The sequence below is a fragment of the Caballeronia sp. dw_276 genome (assembly GCF_018449635.1).
GTDB lineage: Bacteria > Pseudomonadota > Gammaproteobacteria > Burkholderiales > Burkholderiaceae > Caballeronia.
On sequence record NZ_JAAVUV010000009.1, the window covers coordinates 179,708 to 194,165 of the forward strand.

General features: G+C 60.6%; 14 protein-coding genes. 1 reads left to right on the top strand and 13 read right to left on the bottom strand.

What is annotated here, in order from left to right:
• The first annotated feature begins 200 nt into the window (after positions 1–200).
• A complete protein-coding gene (locus HB633_RS20130; RefSeq protein ID WP_213779938.1) occupies positions 201–1,376 on the top strand; it encodes a GGDEF domain-containing protein in 1,176 nt (391 codons plus the stop codon).
• 16 nt (positions 1,377–1,392) lie between these two features.
• Here HB633_RS20130 and pyrF read toward each other — a convergent pair whose 3' ends face one another.
• From pyrF to HB633_RS20195, 13 genes are all read right to left on the bottom strand, one after another.
• A complete protein-coding gene (gene pyrF / locus HB633_RS20135) occupies positions 1,393–2,208 on the bottom strand; it encodes an orotidine-5'-phosphate decarboxylase (protein ID WP_213779939.1) in 816 nt (271 codons plus the stop codon).
• Between the two features lie 73 nt (positions 2,209–2,281).
• Complete coding sequence (locus tag HB633_RS20140) at positions 2,282–3,391, bottom strand: aldose 1-epimerase (protein WP_213779940.1); 1,110 nt, start codon at positions 3,389–3,391, stop codon at positions 2,282–2,284.
• 135 nt (positions 3,392–3,526) lie between these two features.
• Positions 3,527–4,393 (bottom strand): SMP-30/gluconolactonase/LRE family protein, encoded by an 867-nt coding sequence (locus HB633_RS20145; RefSeq protein ID WP_346730343.1) that lies wholly within the window; start codon positions 4,391–4,393, stop codon positions 3,527–3,529.
• Positions 4,390–5,181: an SDR family oxidoreductase gene (locus HB633_RS20150; RefSeq protein WP_213779941.1), complete on the bottom strand. Its 792-nt coding sequence runs from the start codon at positions 5,179–5,181 to the stop codon at positions 4,390–4,392. The genes HB633_RS20145 and HB633_RS20150 overlap by 4 nt, the downstream gene beginning before the upstream one ends.
• A gap of 16 nt (positions 5,182–5,197) precedes the next feature.
• On the bottom strand, positions 5,198–6,190 hold the full coding sequence (gene araH, locus HB633_RS20155; protein WP_056355316.1) for an L-arabinose ABC transporter permease AraH: 993 nt from the start codon (positions 6,188–6,190) through the stop codon (positions 5,198–5,200).
• 26 nt (positions 6,191–6,216) lie between these two features.
• A complete protein-coding gene (araG, locus tag HB633_RS20160; protein ID WP_213779942.1) occupies positions 6,217–7,734 on the bottom strand; it encodes an L-arabinose ABC transporter ATP-binding protein AraG in 1,518 nt (505 codons plus the stop codon).
• Between the two features lie 67 nt (positions 7,735–7,801).
• Entirely contained in the window at positions 7,802–8,812 is a 1,011-nt protein-coding gene (locus tag HB633_RS20165) for an arabinose ABC transporter substrate-binding protein (protein ID WP_213779943.1), read from the bottom strand.
• Positions 8,813–8,922: 110 nt separating this feature from the next.
• Positions 8,923–9,693, bottom strand: coding sequence for an SDR family oxidoreductase (locus HB633_RS20170; protein WP_213779944.1), 771 nt, complete (start codon positions 9,691–9,693; stop codon positions 8,923–8,925).
• Positions 9,690–10,370, bottom strand: a complete 681-nt coding sequence (locus HB633_RS20175) for a 2-dehydro-3-deoxy-6-phosphogalactonate aldolase (protein WP_213779945.1) — start codon at positions 10,368–10,370, stop codon at positions 9,690–9,692. The genes HB633_RS20170 and HB633_RS20175 overlap by 4 nt, the downstream gene beginning before the upstream one ends.
• A gap of 13 nt (positions 10,371–10,383) precedes the next feature.
• Entirely contained in the window at positions 10,384–11,367 is a 984-nt protein-coding gene (locus tag HB633_RS20180) for a 2-dehydro-3-deoxygalactonokinase (RefSeq protein ID WP_213779946.1), read from the bottom strand.
• Entirely contained in the window at positions 11,364–12,239 is an 876-nt protein-coding gene (locus HB633_RS20185) for an IclR family transcriptional regulator (protein WP_255581042.1), read from the bottom strand. The genes HB633_RS20180 and HB633_RS20185 overlap by 4 nt, the downstream gene beginning before the upstream one ends.
• Before the next feature lie 350 nt (positions 12,240–12,589).
• Positions 12,590–13,990 carry a HipA domain-containing protein gene (locus HB633_RS20190; protein WP_213779947.1) on the bottom strand — a complete coding sequence of 467 codons (1,401 nt, stop codon included), beginning with the start codon at positions 13,988–13,990 and terminating at the stop codon, positions 12,590–12,592.
• Entirely contained in the window at positions 13,990–14,313 is a 324-nt protein-coding gene (locus tag HB633_RS20195; protein WP_255581025.1) for a helix-turn-helix transcriptional regulator, read from the bottom strand. Before HB633_RS20195 ends, HB633_RS20190 begins: the two co-directional genes overlap by 1 nt.
• Between the last annotated feature and the right edge of the window lie 145 nt (positions 14,314–14,458).

The following is a 14,458-nucleotide window of genomic DNA, read 5'->3' on the forward strand; positions in this document are numbered from 1 at the left end:
CGGCCCACTTCGTCTAACGACGAGCAGGTCGTCATAAAGCAGGCTTTCTTCGGCAAGTCGCCGAACCGCGCGCGATCGAATAACGAAGCCTATTATCCCGATCTGCGCATTGATAACTGAAACGCCGACAATCAACCACTACCAAATTTTTGCGTAGAATCCCCAGCCGCCCTATACCGCCGCAGGATTCCCCCACACCGATGCATTTCGATCTTCTCACCCTATATTTCCTCATCATCGGGACGCTTTTTGCCAGTTCCGGGATGACGCTTTGGGAACATCGAACGCATCCGAGGCGCAGCAAGGAACTCAAAATACTCGCGGCCGGGTACGCCACGCTTGCCATCGGATGTGCGGCGGCAACGGTCCGTACCAAGCTACCCGGCGCGACCGGCTCCGCCGTGAGCAACCTCGTGATCGTCACCGGCTATCTGTTGCTACTGCACGGCGTCGCATCCCTGAGCGGCCGGCAATACCGCAACAGTTCCATCGCGTTGCTCATCTTGCTGGCGCTCACATGGGCGGTAGCCGGCGCGCGCTGGATGAATTCAGTGTGGTACTACGCGAGCGCGATACCCATCGCGTTGGCTAGCGGCGTGACGTCGTTCGAACTGCTCCGATGCCATAGCATGAAACACATGCAATCGCGGCACATTACGGTGTGGGTAACGGGCATCCATACCCTCGTCTACGCAGCCAGAGCATCCATCCTGCCTTTGCTGGCGGCACGGTACGGGCAGGACGTGGTATCGGTCGCAAGCAACATCACGATGTACGAAGGCGTCTTGTATTCGGTCGTTCTGCCGATGACCCTGCTCCGACTGATCCGCGAAGAAACCCATGGAGAACTTCTGCGAGATTCCCAAACGGACTATCTGACCCGTCTTGGCAATCGCCGATGGTTCTTCGAAGAGAGCGCACGCGTTATCCGCGAAGCAGAACCACGTCGGCCGATCTCCCTCCTCGCATTCGATCTCGATCTTTTCAAGACCATCAATGATCGATACGGCCACAATACGGGCGACGAGGTTTTGAAAGTGTTCAGCGACGTTGCCCGGAGCGTGGTGGATTCCGATGCGATTCTCGCTCGCATCGGCGGAGAAGAGTTCGCTGCGCTGCTTCCTCGCCATAACAGCCTTCGCGCCAAGGAAGTGGGCGAAACCGTCGCTAAACGTTTCGCTGAGATGATCCCTCACAGGATCGATGGCGTCTCGATACAAGCAACGGTCAGCATCGGCCTCGCGCAGTTTGGAACTGAAGCGTCCACGCTTTCCGATTTGCTGGCCGCTGCCGACGCGGCGCTATACAGCGCGAAGTCGCTCGGCGGCAATCAGCTCGTATTGGCGCCGACTGCCTCACACCCTGGGCTTGGCTGACGACGGCGCAAAAACGTCAATTCACCGCATTAATCGCGTCCCGCGTCCGCTTCGCCGCTTCGGCCGCGGCATCGGCGAAATCCTCGCCTTTGCCTGCATAAATAATCGCCCGCGATGAATTAATCAGCATCCCGGCGCTCCCCGAAGCAACCCGTCCCGCCCGAACCGTCGCCTCAACATCCCCGCCTTGCGCGCCAATCCCTGGAATCAGCAGCGGCATATCTCCAACGATCGACCGGACAACCTCGATTTCCCGTGGAAACGTCGCGCCCACCACCAACCCCAACTGGCCGCTCGCATTCCACTTCTCGGCCGCGAGTTTCGCCACGACCTGATACAACGGCGTCCCATCGACCTCAAGAAACTGCAGATCCGATCCCCCCGGATTGGAGGTCCGGCAAAGCACGATCACGCCCTTCCCTTCATGTTCGAGGTAAGGCTGAACCGAATCAAACCCCATATACGGATTAACGGTAACGGCGTCGGCTTTATATCTGTCAAAAGCCTCGATCGCGTATTGCTCGGCGGTACTTCCAATGTCGCCACGCTTTGCATCGAGAATCACCGGCAACCCCGGATGTTCCGAATGAATATGCGCGATCAATTGCTCAAGCTGATCCTCCGCCCGATGCGCCGAAAAGTACGCAATCTGCGGCTTGAATGAACAAGCAAAAGGTGCCGTGGCATCGACAATTTCGCGGCAAAAATCGAAGATCGAATCAGCGCGACCGTTGAACGCGCCCGGGAACCGCGAAGGTTCCGGATCGAGCCCGACGCAAAGCATTGACTGGGTGCGCGACCACGCGGCGTTGAGCGATTCGATGAAAGACATGGGTATCCGTAAGCGAATTAGGCAGTACAGCATTTTACCGCGCGAGCAAAAGCGCTCCAGCGCGAATGGAATGCTAACGAGCCACGGCTGCCGTCTTTCGCGCCTTCTGCCCGGCCGGTTGCTTCGGCCTTCCACGCCGCTCGGCCTCGCCCGACCGCTCGACCGTAAAGCTGAACTCGCGCGTGAGACTTTCGCCGGGCGCCAAAACCGTCATCCCATGCGCCGCACCGCCGCCCGGCAGATTCACCGCGTTGATCGGATGATCGACGGGTTCGAAGCAGAAAAAATCCTTGCCGGCCGGGGCATAGAGCACGTAGTAATCGGTATCGGCGGAAATGGTCAGCGACAACCGGCGCTTCGGCCACATCACGCTCGTGCGCCCGCTCCATCCGGTGAACGCGTTGTTGATCATCGCGGTGGGCATCGGGTACGCCACGCCGAATTGCCATGCGGGCGGTGCCGGAACGTGGCGCACGGGCAGGAAGTCATCGCCGCATAGCCAGAGGCCATCGGCGGCGGCGGACAATTCGGTATCGGCTTCGCGCGTCAGGAACGGATGCAGACCGAGCCCGAACGGCAACGCATCGCGCCCGGTATTTTCAATCGATAAGGTCACCACCAGCGTCGCGCCTTCGAGCATGAACGACTGGCTCGCCTTGTACGAATACGGCTTGCCGTTGCGCCGGTCGAGCGTGAGACGCACGTGCGTGGAACTCTCCGACGCCACATCCCACGCGCCAAGCCAGCCATCGCCATGAAGCGGCAGGGGTTCGCCGGGCCGGTTGCACGGGACATCGATACCGCGCCCCAAAAACTGAAACCGCCCGCCGCCGATGCGATTCGAATACGGCAGCAACGGATAACACGCGAGTTCGTTGGGATCGGTGGCGGCGCTCGGTTCAAGACACGGACGGAAGATAGGCACGAGCGTGCCGTCGCTGCGCCAGTCGAAGCGCGTGATCCCGCCGCCGAGCATCGGGGCGATATCCAGTCGCAACTGCGCGTTGGCGAGCGTGATGCAGCCGTCGCGGCCTGCGCCGCCCATCGCTACAACCGATGTCGATGGACCCGGCCGGATCGGCGGTTCGGTCGCGGCGGCGAGTTTGGAACGGCGGGTGGGCGCAGCAGGACGAGGCGCAACGGGCGGGGTTTTAGGGCTGGATGCGGAACGGGCAACGGTCATGTCCAAGTCTCCGAGAGGCGAACGTTCCCGTGATCCTGGCGTGAACCCCAGCATATCCGGGAGTTTGTGGGCGGCACGTCATGCGCGCCGCCTCAGTTTTTTTGCATTGTGATGCTTGCTACAAAGCAACGGCCATCAGTTTCCGCGAAACACCGGTTCCGCGATACCCCTAGCCGCCGGCGACGCGATAAATACACCGCCCGCGCGCAAGTCGTTCTGCAACGCGGCATGGTCGAGGCCGATGCGCGCGCTCGTGATATACAGCGTGCCAAGTTGCGGACCGCCGAACGCGACGCAGCTTGGTTGCGTCGTCGGGACATTGATGCGCGCTGTTTCCCGGCCATCGGCGTCATAACGGACCACGCGCGCGCCGCCCCATTGTGCGTTCCACAAGCCACCATCGCGATCGATGGTCGATCCATCCGGTTCGCCGCTGTCATCGGAGAGTTTGGCGAACACGCGCTGGTTATCGAAGGAATCGTAATCGCAGGCTTGAATCTGGCGCGTCGGGGAATCGCAGTAATACATCGTCGATCCGTCCGGGCTGAACGCGATGCTATTCGGAATCGCGGCATCGCCAAGCGGCAGACGCTCCAGCGACAAATCCAGATTCAACCGATAAAACCCGCCAACCTTCTCCGCCTTCGCGACATCGTGTTTCGTGCCGAAGACAAAGCGGCCTTGCCGGTCGCATCGGCCATCGTTCAGGCGCGTCGGCAAATCATCTTCGACCGGCATGATCGTTTCGATCGCGCCGGTTTCCAAATCGAAGAACGCCAAACGTGAGGCCAGGCCGAGCAACAGCACATCGGGATCGGCGCACAACGCGAAGCACGCGAGACGTTCGGGCATATCGAAACATTCGCGGCTGGCGTCGCGCGGGTCGTAGCGCCACAGACGCTTGCCTTCAATGTCCGTCCAGTAGAACCGTCCGCTCGCCGCGCACCACGTCGCGCCTTCGCCAAGCGCGCTTTTGCTGTCGATCAACAATTGCGCGTTCACGCCCAGCCTCCATCGATCACGACTTCCTGCGCGGTCATCATGCGGCTATCGTCGGCGGCGAGAAACAGCGCGGCGCGCGCGAGATGCTCGGGCAGCAATTCGCCGTCGATACATTGCCCTTCCTTGATCGCGCGCTTTCCGGCGTCATCGAGCCACAAACGCTTCTGCTTGTCCGTCATCACCCAGCCCGGCACGAGCGTATTGACGCGGATATTGAACGGCCCAAGATCGCGCGCAAGGCCGTTCGTCATGCCTTGCACGGCTGCTTTCGCCGTGGTGTAGACCGGAAATCCGCCGTTCTTCAGCATCCAGCTGATCGATCCCAGATTGATGATCGAACCACCGCCAAGCTGTTTCATATCATCGATAACAGCCTGCGCCGCGAAGAACTGATGGCGGATATTCACCGCGATACCCGCGTCGTACGATTCGGGCGTCACGTCTTCGATCTTGTGGCGCTTGTCGTTCGCGGCGTTGTTCACGAGCACGTTCACGGCCCCAAGCGTGCTGCGAACATCGGCGATTCCTTGCCGCAACGCGCCGATATCCGTCAGGTCGATACGCAGGAACATCGGCCGGAACTGGCCTTCGTCCAGATCGGCGCCGAGTTGATCGGCGAGCGCTTCGCCGGCGTTCGTATCGATATCGAAGAACGCGACTTTCGCGCCCTGATCGAAGAAATGCTCGACGAACGCCGCGCCAATTCCGGTCGCGCCGCCGGTGATCAGCACAACCTTGCCGGCGAGACTCGGATAGCGCGCGAGGGTTTTATCGACTGAACTGGCCATCTTTAACGAATCCCTTTTAGTCGCGCGAACCGCGGTTCTTCAACTGGTCGAGCAGCACGGCGGCCAGGAGGATCGCGCCGCGAACGAGATACTGATAGAACGCGTCGATGTTCATCAGGTTCATCACGTTCTCGACCGTACCCATGATCAGCACGCCGATCACCACGCCCGAAATCGTCGCACGTCCGCCGAGCAGCGACACGCCGCCGAGCACGCACGCGGAAATGACGTTGAGCTCGAAGCCATCGGCCGCGTTCGGCTGACCCGACGTAATCCGCGATGCCAGAATCACACCGGCGAGCGCCGCAACCGCGCCCTGAATCAGGAAGATCCAGACACGCGTGCGTTCCACATTGATACCAGCCAAACGTGACGCTTCTGCGTTACCGCCAATCGCGAGCGTATTGCGGCCGTACACGGTCTGATTCAGCAACACGCCGAACACGATAAAACACGCCAGCGTGACCCAGATCGGCAGCGAAACGCCGAACATCGTCAAACCGCCGAGCGCAATGAACGTATCCGACGACACGCCGACCGCCTGACCATGCGACACGATAAACCCGAGCCCGCGCACAACTTCCATGGTGGCCAGCGTGGTAATCAGCGCGTTGATCCGCAAGTACGCGATCACCGCGCCGTTCACGAAGCCGATCGCCGATCCCGCCGCAACCGCTGCGATGATCGCGATGAACGTATTGCCCGTCGCGTTCAACACCATCGCGCAGAGCACGCCGGCGAACGCGACCGTGGACCCGACCGACAAGTCGAAATCGCGCGATGCCAGGCAGAACATCATCGTGCAGGCGACCATGCCGATTTGCGAAATCGACAGCGCGAGACCGAGCATGTTTTCGATCGAAAAGAAGTGATCGACCGAAAGCGACATGGTGATGAACATCACCACGAAGATCACGATCAAGCTGTATTCGGTGATCTGTTGCCACCACTTCTGCTTGTCGTTTTTCGCTGGCACCAGCGTGTTTGCAATGTTTTCCCTGACTTCCATGATGTCCTCCGTCTCCACTTTTTGCTTCAGGCTGCCTGGGCAGTCGGTTCAGATTGCACAGGCAGCGCAAGATTCAGCACTGATTGTTCGTTCGCTTGTCCGCGCGGCAATTCGCCCGCGATCCGTCCTTGCCGCATCACCACGATCCGGTCCGATACCCCCAGCACCTCGGGCAATTCGGACGAAATCATCACGATCGCGCAGCCGCGTTCGGCCAGCTGATAGATCACGTTGTAGATCTCGTGCTTCGCACCCACGTCGATCCCGCGCGTGGGTTCATCGAGGATCACGACTTTCAGTTCGGGCTCGGCGAGCCAGCGCGACAGAATGGCTTTCTGCTGATTGCCGCCGGAAAGAAAGCGGATCTTTTGCTTGCGGCTCGGCGTCTTGATCTTCAGCAACTGGATAAAACGGTCAGCCGTCGCGGCTTCTTTTTTCCGGTCGAGGAACAAGCCCGCGCGCAGATAATGACGGCGGCACGAGATGTTGATGTTCTCGGAAACCGTCGCCATTGCAACGATGCCCTCTTCCTTCCGGTCTTCCGGACACAGCACAATGCCGTGACGGATTGCTTCGCCGGCGCTGCGGACCTTGATCGGCTGGCCATCGAGCGTGATCGTGCCGGCCTTCTTGCTGTCCGCGCCGTAGACCAGATGCATCAGTTCGCTGCGGCCCGCGCCAACCAGTCCGAAGAAGCCGACGATCTCACCGCGACGCACATCGAAACTCGTCGGCTCGCGCAGCACGTGGCCTTCAATGTTCTTGACTGAAAAACGCACGTCGCCGAGCGGCCGCGGCTTGTAATCGTAGATATCGGCAATCTCGCGGCCGACCATTTCCTGCACGAGCGTATCGCGCGGCACTTCGGCCAGATTCGGGTGCGACGCGATCTTGCGGCCATCGCGGAAAATCGTGCACGTGTTGCACAACTCGTAGATCTCATCCATCCGGTGCGAGATGTAGATCAGCGCGCGGTTATCCGCCTTCAGGTCGCGCACGAGCTTGAACAGCACTTCCGTCTCGCGATGCGAAAGCGATGACGTGGGTTCATCGAGCGCGATCACGCGTGCATTGCGCAGCAACGCCTTGCAGATTTCCACCATCTGCCGTTGCGCGATGGAAAGCTTCTTCAGCTTCGCGTTCGGATCGAGATCCACGCCCATCTGCCGCAAGCGTTCGCTCACATGCTTTTTTGCTTCGCGTTTATGGACCCAGCCGAGCGTGCTCGGCAACGCGCCGAGCAACAGGTTTTCGGCCACGGTCAAATCGGGTACGTACTGCAATTCCTGGTGAATCACCGCGATGCCCGCCGCAATCGATGCCGCCGCACTCGAGAACTTCACCTCGTTGCCATCGATCAGGACACGCCCGGAATCGGGTTGATATTCACCGCCCAGCACTTTCAGCAAAGTCGATTTACCCGCGCCGTTCTCGCCCATCAGACCGTGCACTTCGCCGGCGTTGACGTCGAACGACACGCCGTCGAGCGCGCGCACGCCTGGAAAAACCTTGCCGATATTGTCAAAACGCAGCGTCGCTGACACATCGCCTCCTTGGAATTCGAGCGGACCGCGCGGCTCATGCAGCACGGTCCGTATTGCTACACAAAACTTACTTAGCCGATGCCAGACCCATCTTCTCGCGCACGTCGGCCACGTTGTCACGCGTTGCCAGCATGCCGGTCGTGAGCGTCACGAGCGGCGGTTCCTTGCCGTCCTTGATCCACGTGTAGACCAGTTCCGACGTTTCTTCGCCATGGCGCTTCGGGCTGATGATCACCGTGCCGAAGAAACCGGTTGGCGTCGGTTTCTTGAATTCGTTCAGAGCCGAATCCGAGCCGCCAATGCCCACGCCAATCATGTTGTCAGCCTTGAAACCACGACCTTCCGCAGCACGCACGGCGCCGAGAACGGCTTCGTCGTTAAGACCGAATGCAACCCAGTGCTTGAACTTCGTGTTCTTCGTCAACGCGATGTTTGCTGCATTGAAAGCGTTTTCCGTATCGGTCTTGGCTTGCGGCGCCATCACGATGTTCGCCTTCGGAAAGCCCGCGGCAACCAGCGCTTCCACCGCGCCGCCCGTGCGGTCATGTGCCGTCGGGAGCTGTTCATACGTCACGTCGATCGCGCCGACGTCCGCCATGTTCCAGCCGCGTTTCTTGATTTCCGCAGCAATGCCATCGCCCACTTGCTTGCCGATGTTGAATGCCGAAATGCCCATGTAAGGCACCGATTCGATCGGCTTGCCCGAGCCATCGACCAAGCGGTCATCGACCGTCATCATCTTGAGCCCCGCAGCTTTCGCTTTGGCGACAATGCCCGGTCCAAGCTTGACGTCAGGCGTGCAGATCACGAAACCCTGGGCCTTTTGCGCGGCGAGGTTGTCGATCGCGCTCATGACCTTTTCACCCGACGGCGCGCCGATCTTCACCAGCGTGAAGCCCTTTTCCTTGGCGGCCATTTCGGCGAATTTCCACTCGTCCTGGAACCACGGTTCTTCGGGCTGCTTCACGACAAAGCCGATCTTGACGGGGTCTGCCGCCTGCGCGATCGGCGCCGCGAACATGGTGGCGCTTGCAGCCGTAGCCGTGGCAACCAGCGTGATGAACATTCTGCGTTTCATGGTCTGTCTCCTGACTTGAATGTCTAGTTGGAACAAAGGTGTTGGCCGCGTCTTGTTGTCATGACGTCGCACCACGGCCGGTGCGTCATCCGATGCTGCTGAATTCGTTTTTAATCGTGGTAGAGCGCCGAACGCCCGCCATCGACCGTGATGCAACTTGCATTGATAAACGGCGCTTCATCCGACGCCAGGAACACCGCCGTCATCGCCACTTCTTCCGGACGGCCGATGCGTTTCATCGGCTGGAGATCGAGCGTCGCCTGTTTCGCTTTCGCCGGATCGGCCTGCTCGTTCCACCAGTCGAGCGTCAATTGCGTTTCGATGTAGCCCGGCGCAATCGCATTCACCCGAACCTGCCGCCCCGCGTATTCGATACCCAACGCCCGCGTCAAACCAATCACGCCGTGCTTCGCCACCGGATACGGAAAGCAGCCCGGGATGATCTTGAAGGAATGCGTGGACGCAATATTCACAATGCTGCCGCGCCCGCGTTCCACCATGCCCGGCAATACCGCGCGGCAACCGTTCCAGACGCCGTCGAGATCGACCGCGAAACAACGACGCCAGTCTTCGTCGGTCATGGTCAGCGGATCGCAGAATACGTTGATGCCGGCGTTGTTCACGAGCACATCGACGGGACCGAACTTCGCTTCTGCTTCCTTGACCGCGTTTTGCACCGATGCGCTTTGCGTCACGTCCGTCTGCACGGCGAGCACGCTTTCCGCCGAGCCGATCCGTTGCGCGGTTTCTTGCGCCAGCGTCAAATCCAGTTCAGCCAGAACCACAGCCGCGCCTTCGCGCACGAACGCGGCGGCAATCGCTGCGCCAATGCCGCGCCCGGCGCCGGTGATCATCGCGACCTTCCCTGCAAGCCGGTTCATTTCTTCTGGCCTCGCGCAACGGCCAATCCATTGATGTACGCCTTCGCGTGCGCCAACGTGGTCGCCGCGCTTTGACCCGGCTTGTACAACGCCGAGCCGAGACCAAAGCCGTTCGCGCCGGCAGTCAGGAATGGCCCCATGTTGTCTGGCGCAATGCCGCCAACCGGCACGAGCGGAACCTTCGCCGAAATCACCGCGCGCCATGCCTTCACCACGTGCGCGCCGAGTTGCTCGGCGGGGAACATCTTCAGCACGTCGGCGCCATTCTTCAGCGCGAGAAACGCTTCGTTCGGCGTCGCAACGCCCGGTGCGCAGGCCAGGCCTTGAGCCTTTGCGGCACGCACCACGTCACCGTCGCTGTGCGGCATCACGATCAATTCGCCGCCGGCCTTTTTGACTTCATCGACGTAATGCGGATGCAAGACCGTCCCCGCGCCAACGATGGCATCGGCCGGAAGCGCCTGACGGATCGCCGCGATGCTGTCGAACGGTTGCGGCGAATTCAGCGGCACTTCCACGATCCGAAAGCCCGCTTCGTACAACGCACGGCCATGCTCGGCGGCGTCGGCCGGCGTCACGCCGCGCAGGATCGCGATCAGCGGACACGCGCTGAACGCGGCGGCGAGTCCGGCGTGCGGCGTGTACGCGCCGGGAAGATTGATATCGATATCGCTCATGTTCTGCTCCTGATTAGTTCGCGCCGGCCGTCGAGCGGATCAGCCCGGCTTGCAGCGCGATTTCGTGCAAGCCGCGTTCGGTGGCGTGCGCGACGGTTTTGGCATCGTTGCAACCGAAACGAGCCAAAGCGTGCCGATACCGCTCGCACAACGCGTCGTTGCCGATCAACCTCAGCGTCTTGCCCGCGAGGTCCGCGTGCTCGCGCGCGAGCACTTCGTTCAGGCCGCGCAATTCGTGGCCGATCAGCAGGCCCGAAAGGTAATCCGCTTGCTGTTCGGGCTTGAGTTGTCCGGTGAGGCCCAGCGTGCGCGTGCTGAAGATCGTCGCGAGCATGCCGGCGTGGCCTGCGTCCTTGGCGGTATCGACGCCGCGAATGAACGCGGGCATGTCGTGCTGATCGGCGGCGCGCATCGTGCGGCCGAGGATAGTGTGATCGCGCAACGCGCCGAAGGTCTCGCCGGTCATGAACGTATAAAACCGCTCGATTTTTCCCGCCGATACAAACGCCCACTTCGCGTGCGTCCCCGGCAAGCCGATCAGTTCGCTGTGCGTGGTGTCGCCGGAAAGCGCGCCAAATATCTGTGTTTCCTCGCCGCGCATCACATTCGGCAACGCGCCGTCTTCCAGCACGCCCGGCACGATATGAACCGTGATGCCCTTGTTCGTCGTCACGCGCACGATGCCCGCCACGAGCGCCGCCGAATCCGCGGGCGTCGTCACGTACGGCGCTTCCACCCAGCCTTGCGCGCTGCCGACCATGCCGGCGGCAATCACCGGAAGCTGTGCGTTGGCGGCAAGCCACGCGCCGCAGGTTTCATCGAAGACGATATCGAATCCGCCTTCCGCTGCGGGCCTCGGCAAATTCATGATTCCCGCCGATGACGCGCGCGTGTCCAGCACCGCGCCGTGTGCATCGAGCAAATAGGCGCGCAGCGCCGTCGTGCCCCAGTCGAGGGCAATCAGTGCCGCCGTGGATTGGTCGTGGGCGACGCTCATCGTTTGATCCTGCGTGTTGCGGGCTGCGGCACGCGCCAGCCGAGTTCTTGCGAAATCGCGCGCGCTTCGCGCTGCACGACGGGAATCAGTTCTTCCATGCGCTCGAGCGGCATGTAGGGGATCGTGCTCGCCACCGAAAGCGCCGCCACGATCGCGCCCGATGCATCGCGCACGGGCGCGGCGACACATCGGATGGACGCTTCGTTTTCTTCCAGATCGAAGGTGAAACCGCCTTGCGCATACCGCGTCATGCGCTGCACGAAGGTATCGAAATCGGGCTGGTGATCCGGCTTGAAGCTCACCTTCGCGAGCACGCGATGCGATGCTTCAAGCAGCGTCGACCACTTTTCGGACGGCAGGTCGAGCATCATCGCCTTGCCGATTCCGGTGGACGCCATCGGCATCCGGTGGCCTACGCGCGAACGCATTTCGAGGCCGCGCGTGCCGGGAATCTTGTCGATGTAGAGCACGTCGTCGCCATCGCGCACGCCGAGGTGGATGGTGTCGTGCGTGTAGTCGGCGAGCACTTGCAGATGCGGCCGCGCGACGGCGGTCAGCGGCATTTGTTCGAGCGCGATGGTGCCGAGTTCGATCAGCTTCGGGCCGAGCAGATAACCGCCGCCCACCTGGCGCAGATACCGCGCTTGCACGAGCGAGCTGACCAGCCGATGCGTCGTGCTGCGCGTCGTGCCGAGCGCCGCGCCGATGCTGCGCAGATCGCGCGCGCCGGTCGCGGCGGCTTCGAGAATCGCGAGGCCGCGCAGCAGTGTTTGCGTCCCGGCTTGCTGCGGCGTGAGATCGAGCAACGCGGCGGCGGAGGCCTGGGCGTCGTTTGCAACGTTCGCGTCCTGCTCGGCGATGACTTGATCCATCGACAATTCGGCGTCGATGGTGGAATTCAGGGTCTTGGTCATGGCACTCATCAACGCACTGATAAGGAGTGCTGGACGCGCGGATGCTCAAGCAGATGCGATTGCGCTGGCGATTTCATGACTCGTCTCCGATTGCTTTTGTCGTTGCATGGGTCTTCGGGATTACCCGGATGCCTATGTAACTGCCGTTTGGCTGTGATCGGATTTTAGAGCCGGGCATCTCAATTATTCAATATGTGATTGATGTGTTCACATATTGGGAGATTTATCTGAGTTTGCGTGGTTTGGGGGCAAAAAACAAAAAACCCCGGCGGGCCAGGGGTTCAATTGGGCATAGCGGAAGATTTCGTCTACAGCAGCGACTGGTCGACTCTCGGCACCTCCGGCGCCAGCCGCATGAGCTTGTCGACTTGCACGGTCACAAAATCATGGATGCGCTTCACAAGCCCGCGTTCCTCGCCCACGTACACTTCCGAGCGCGACAGTTCCCCCGAGACCCGCTTTATCGCGAGCGCCATACGCGTCAGTTCACGCGCCAAGAAAGGTCTTGGCGTGCCCGTACTCTTGGCGAAATACGCGAGTTCAAACGCCGTGATCTCGTCCAGTCGGAATGCGTCGCCGTAAGCGAGCGCCATGTCCTGTTCAACGGCGTCACCGTAAACATTGACGGATACAAGATCGTAAAAAGGCGCGGGCGACAAACCCGCCGGTCGCACATGGAAAGACAGATTTTTGCCGTGCGCATCACTGTTGCCAATGAAGAGCTGAAACAGCGCCCATCGCAGCATGACCTGGCGGGCTTGCGCGGGATTTTCCAGGTGCCGCTCGAGTGAAAACAGTTTTTCGAAACTCGCGCCCTCCCTGATGTCACGAACAGCCGGAGCGTTGCCGAAGTTGCGCTCGTACTTGAGGCTCACAGGCAGATCCAACGCCTGGCAGCCATCGATGACATGCGTGCGGCGAACCCGAAGCGCGGTTACGCCGTCGGCAGGATCAAGCTCCACTTGCCGGTCAAACCGCTCGATCAGCAGTATCGGTTCGGGAATCCGGCGAATCTGAACGGCCGCTGTCGGCAATCCGATGCTCGCGGCCAGCGTCATGCAGTAGTGCTCGTTTGCAACCATGAAAGCCGATGTGGGATTCAGGGACTCCGGCTTGAGAATGTGCGTCGAACTGATGGGTCCGCCGTCCACGAGCGCGATCGAATCTCCCTCGACAAGCACCTGCAATTTGTCCTGAAAGCCCGCGACCGATAATCGCAGTTTGCGATCCCAAACCGGAAAGGGAATTTCATCGCGGCGGCGGATACGGTCGCTCAACTCATCAGCAGGCACGACTCGCCGCACGGGCGGCGCGTCATTTTCCTGGTCGGCGGTGTACTCCGCTTCTGCATTTACAGCGCGCTCCTCGCCGGCCACGGCGTTTTGCGCTGCCGCCGTAAAACTTAATGCGCCGACTGGCTCTTTCCCCAGGATATGCATCAGGCCGAACGTGTTGTCCTTCGACATCTGATACATGACCGATGCGACTTCGAGCGCACGCCCTTCAGGAAGCAAATTCGCGAGGAAGCGATGCACGGTCCCAAGTTTTGGCTGATCACCTGTTAGCGGAATGTGCGGCGAAAGCGGAACAGCAGCTTCTCTGGCCTGCCAGGCTTCATCGTATTTGAAGCTGTAGACGTCTTGGTGCGACTCGAACCCGAGTTGCCCTACCGGCCCGTCCTGAGTGGATACGCTGAGAACGTGCACCATCAGGATTGGCCGGTGGAGAGGGAGGCCTTCGCGTGAGCCGTCGTCACGCTCAATGCCCGCAACGCCGTAGGCGACTCGCCCTTCGGAAGCACCAGCATTATCAAACCGAACCCTTCGAGTACACGGAATAACCGGTCCGAGCCGACGGGATGCCCGTTCTCAAGCCGGGAAAGCACGCTTGCAGACACCCCGAGCAAATCGGCGGCGTCGTCGATGCGCATCGCCTGCTCAAGTCGACGATTGCGTACCAAGGCACCAAGCGTGGCCATGTCGCGCGCGAGCGGCATGGTGTTGGGATCATGCGGAGAGAGGGATCGAGCCATAGTTTTGCCATCTGGAAACAACGAGGCCTACGCGGCTCGCCGTGGTCATAGTTTCTCTTTAAAGAAACTATACAATATCAGGTCAGTATTCCACATAGTTTCCATATTCGTAAATTTTTATATCGTTTTGACTATGTGTCGAATA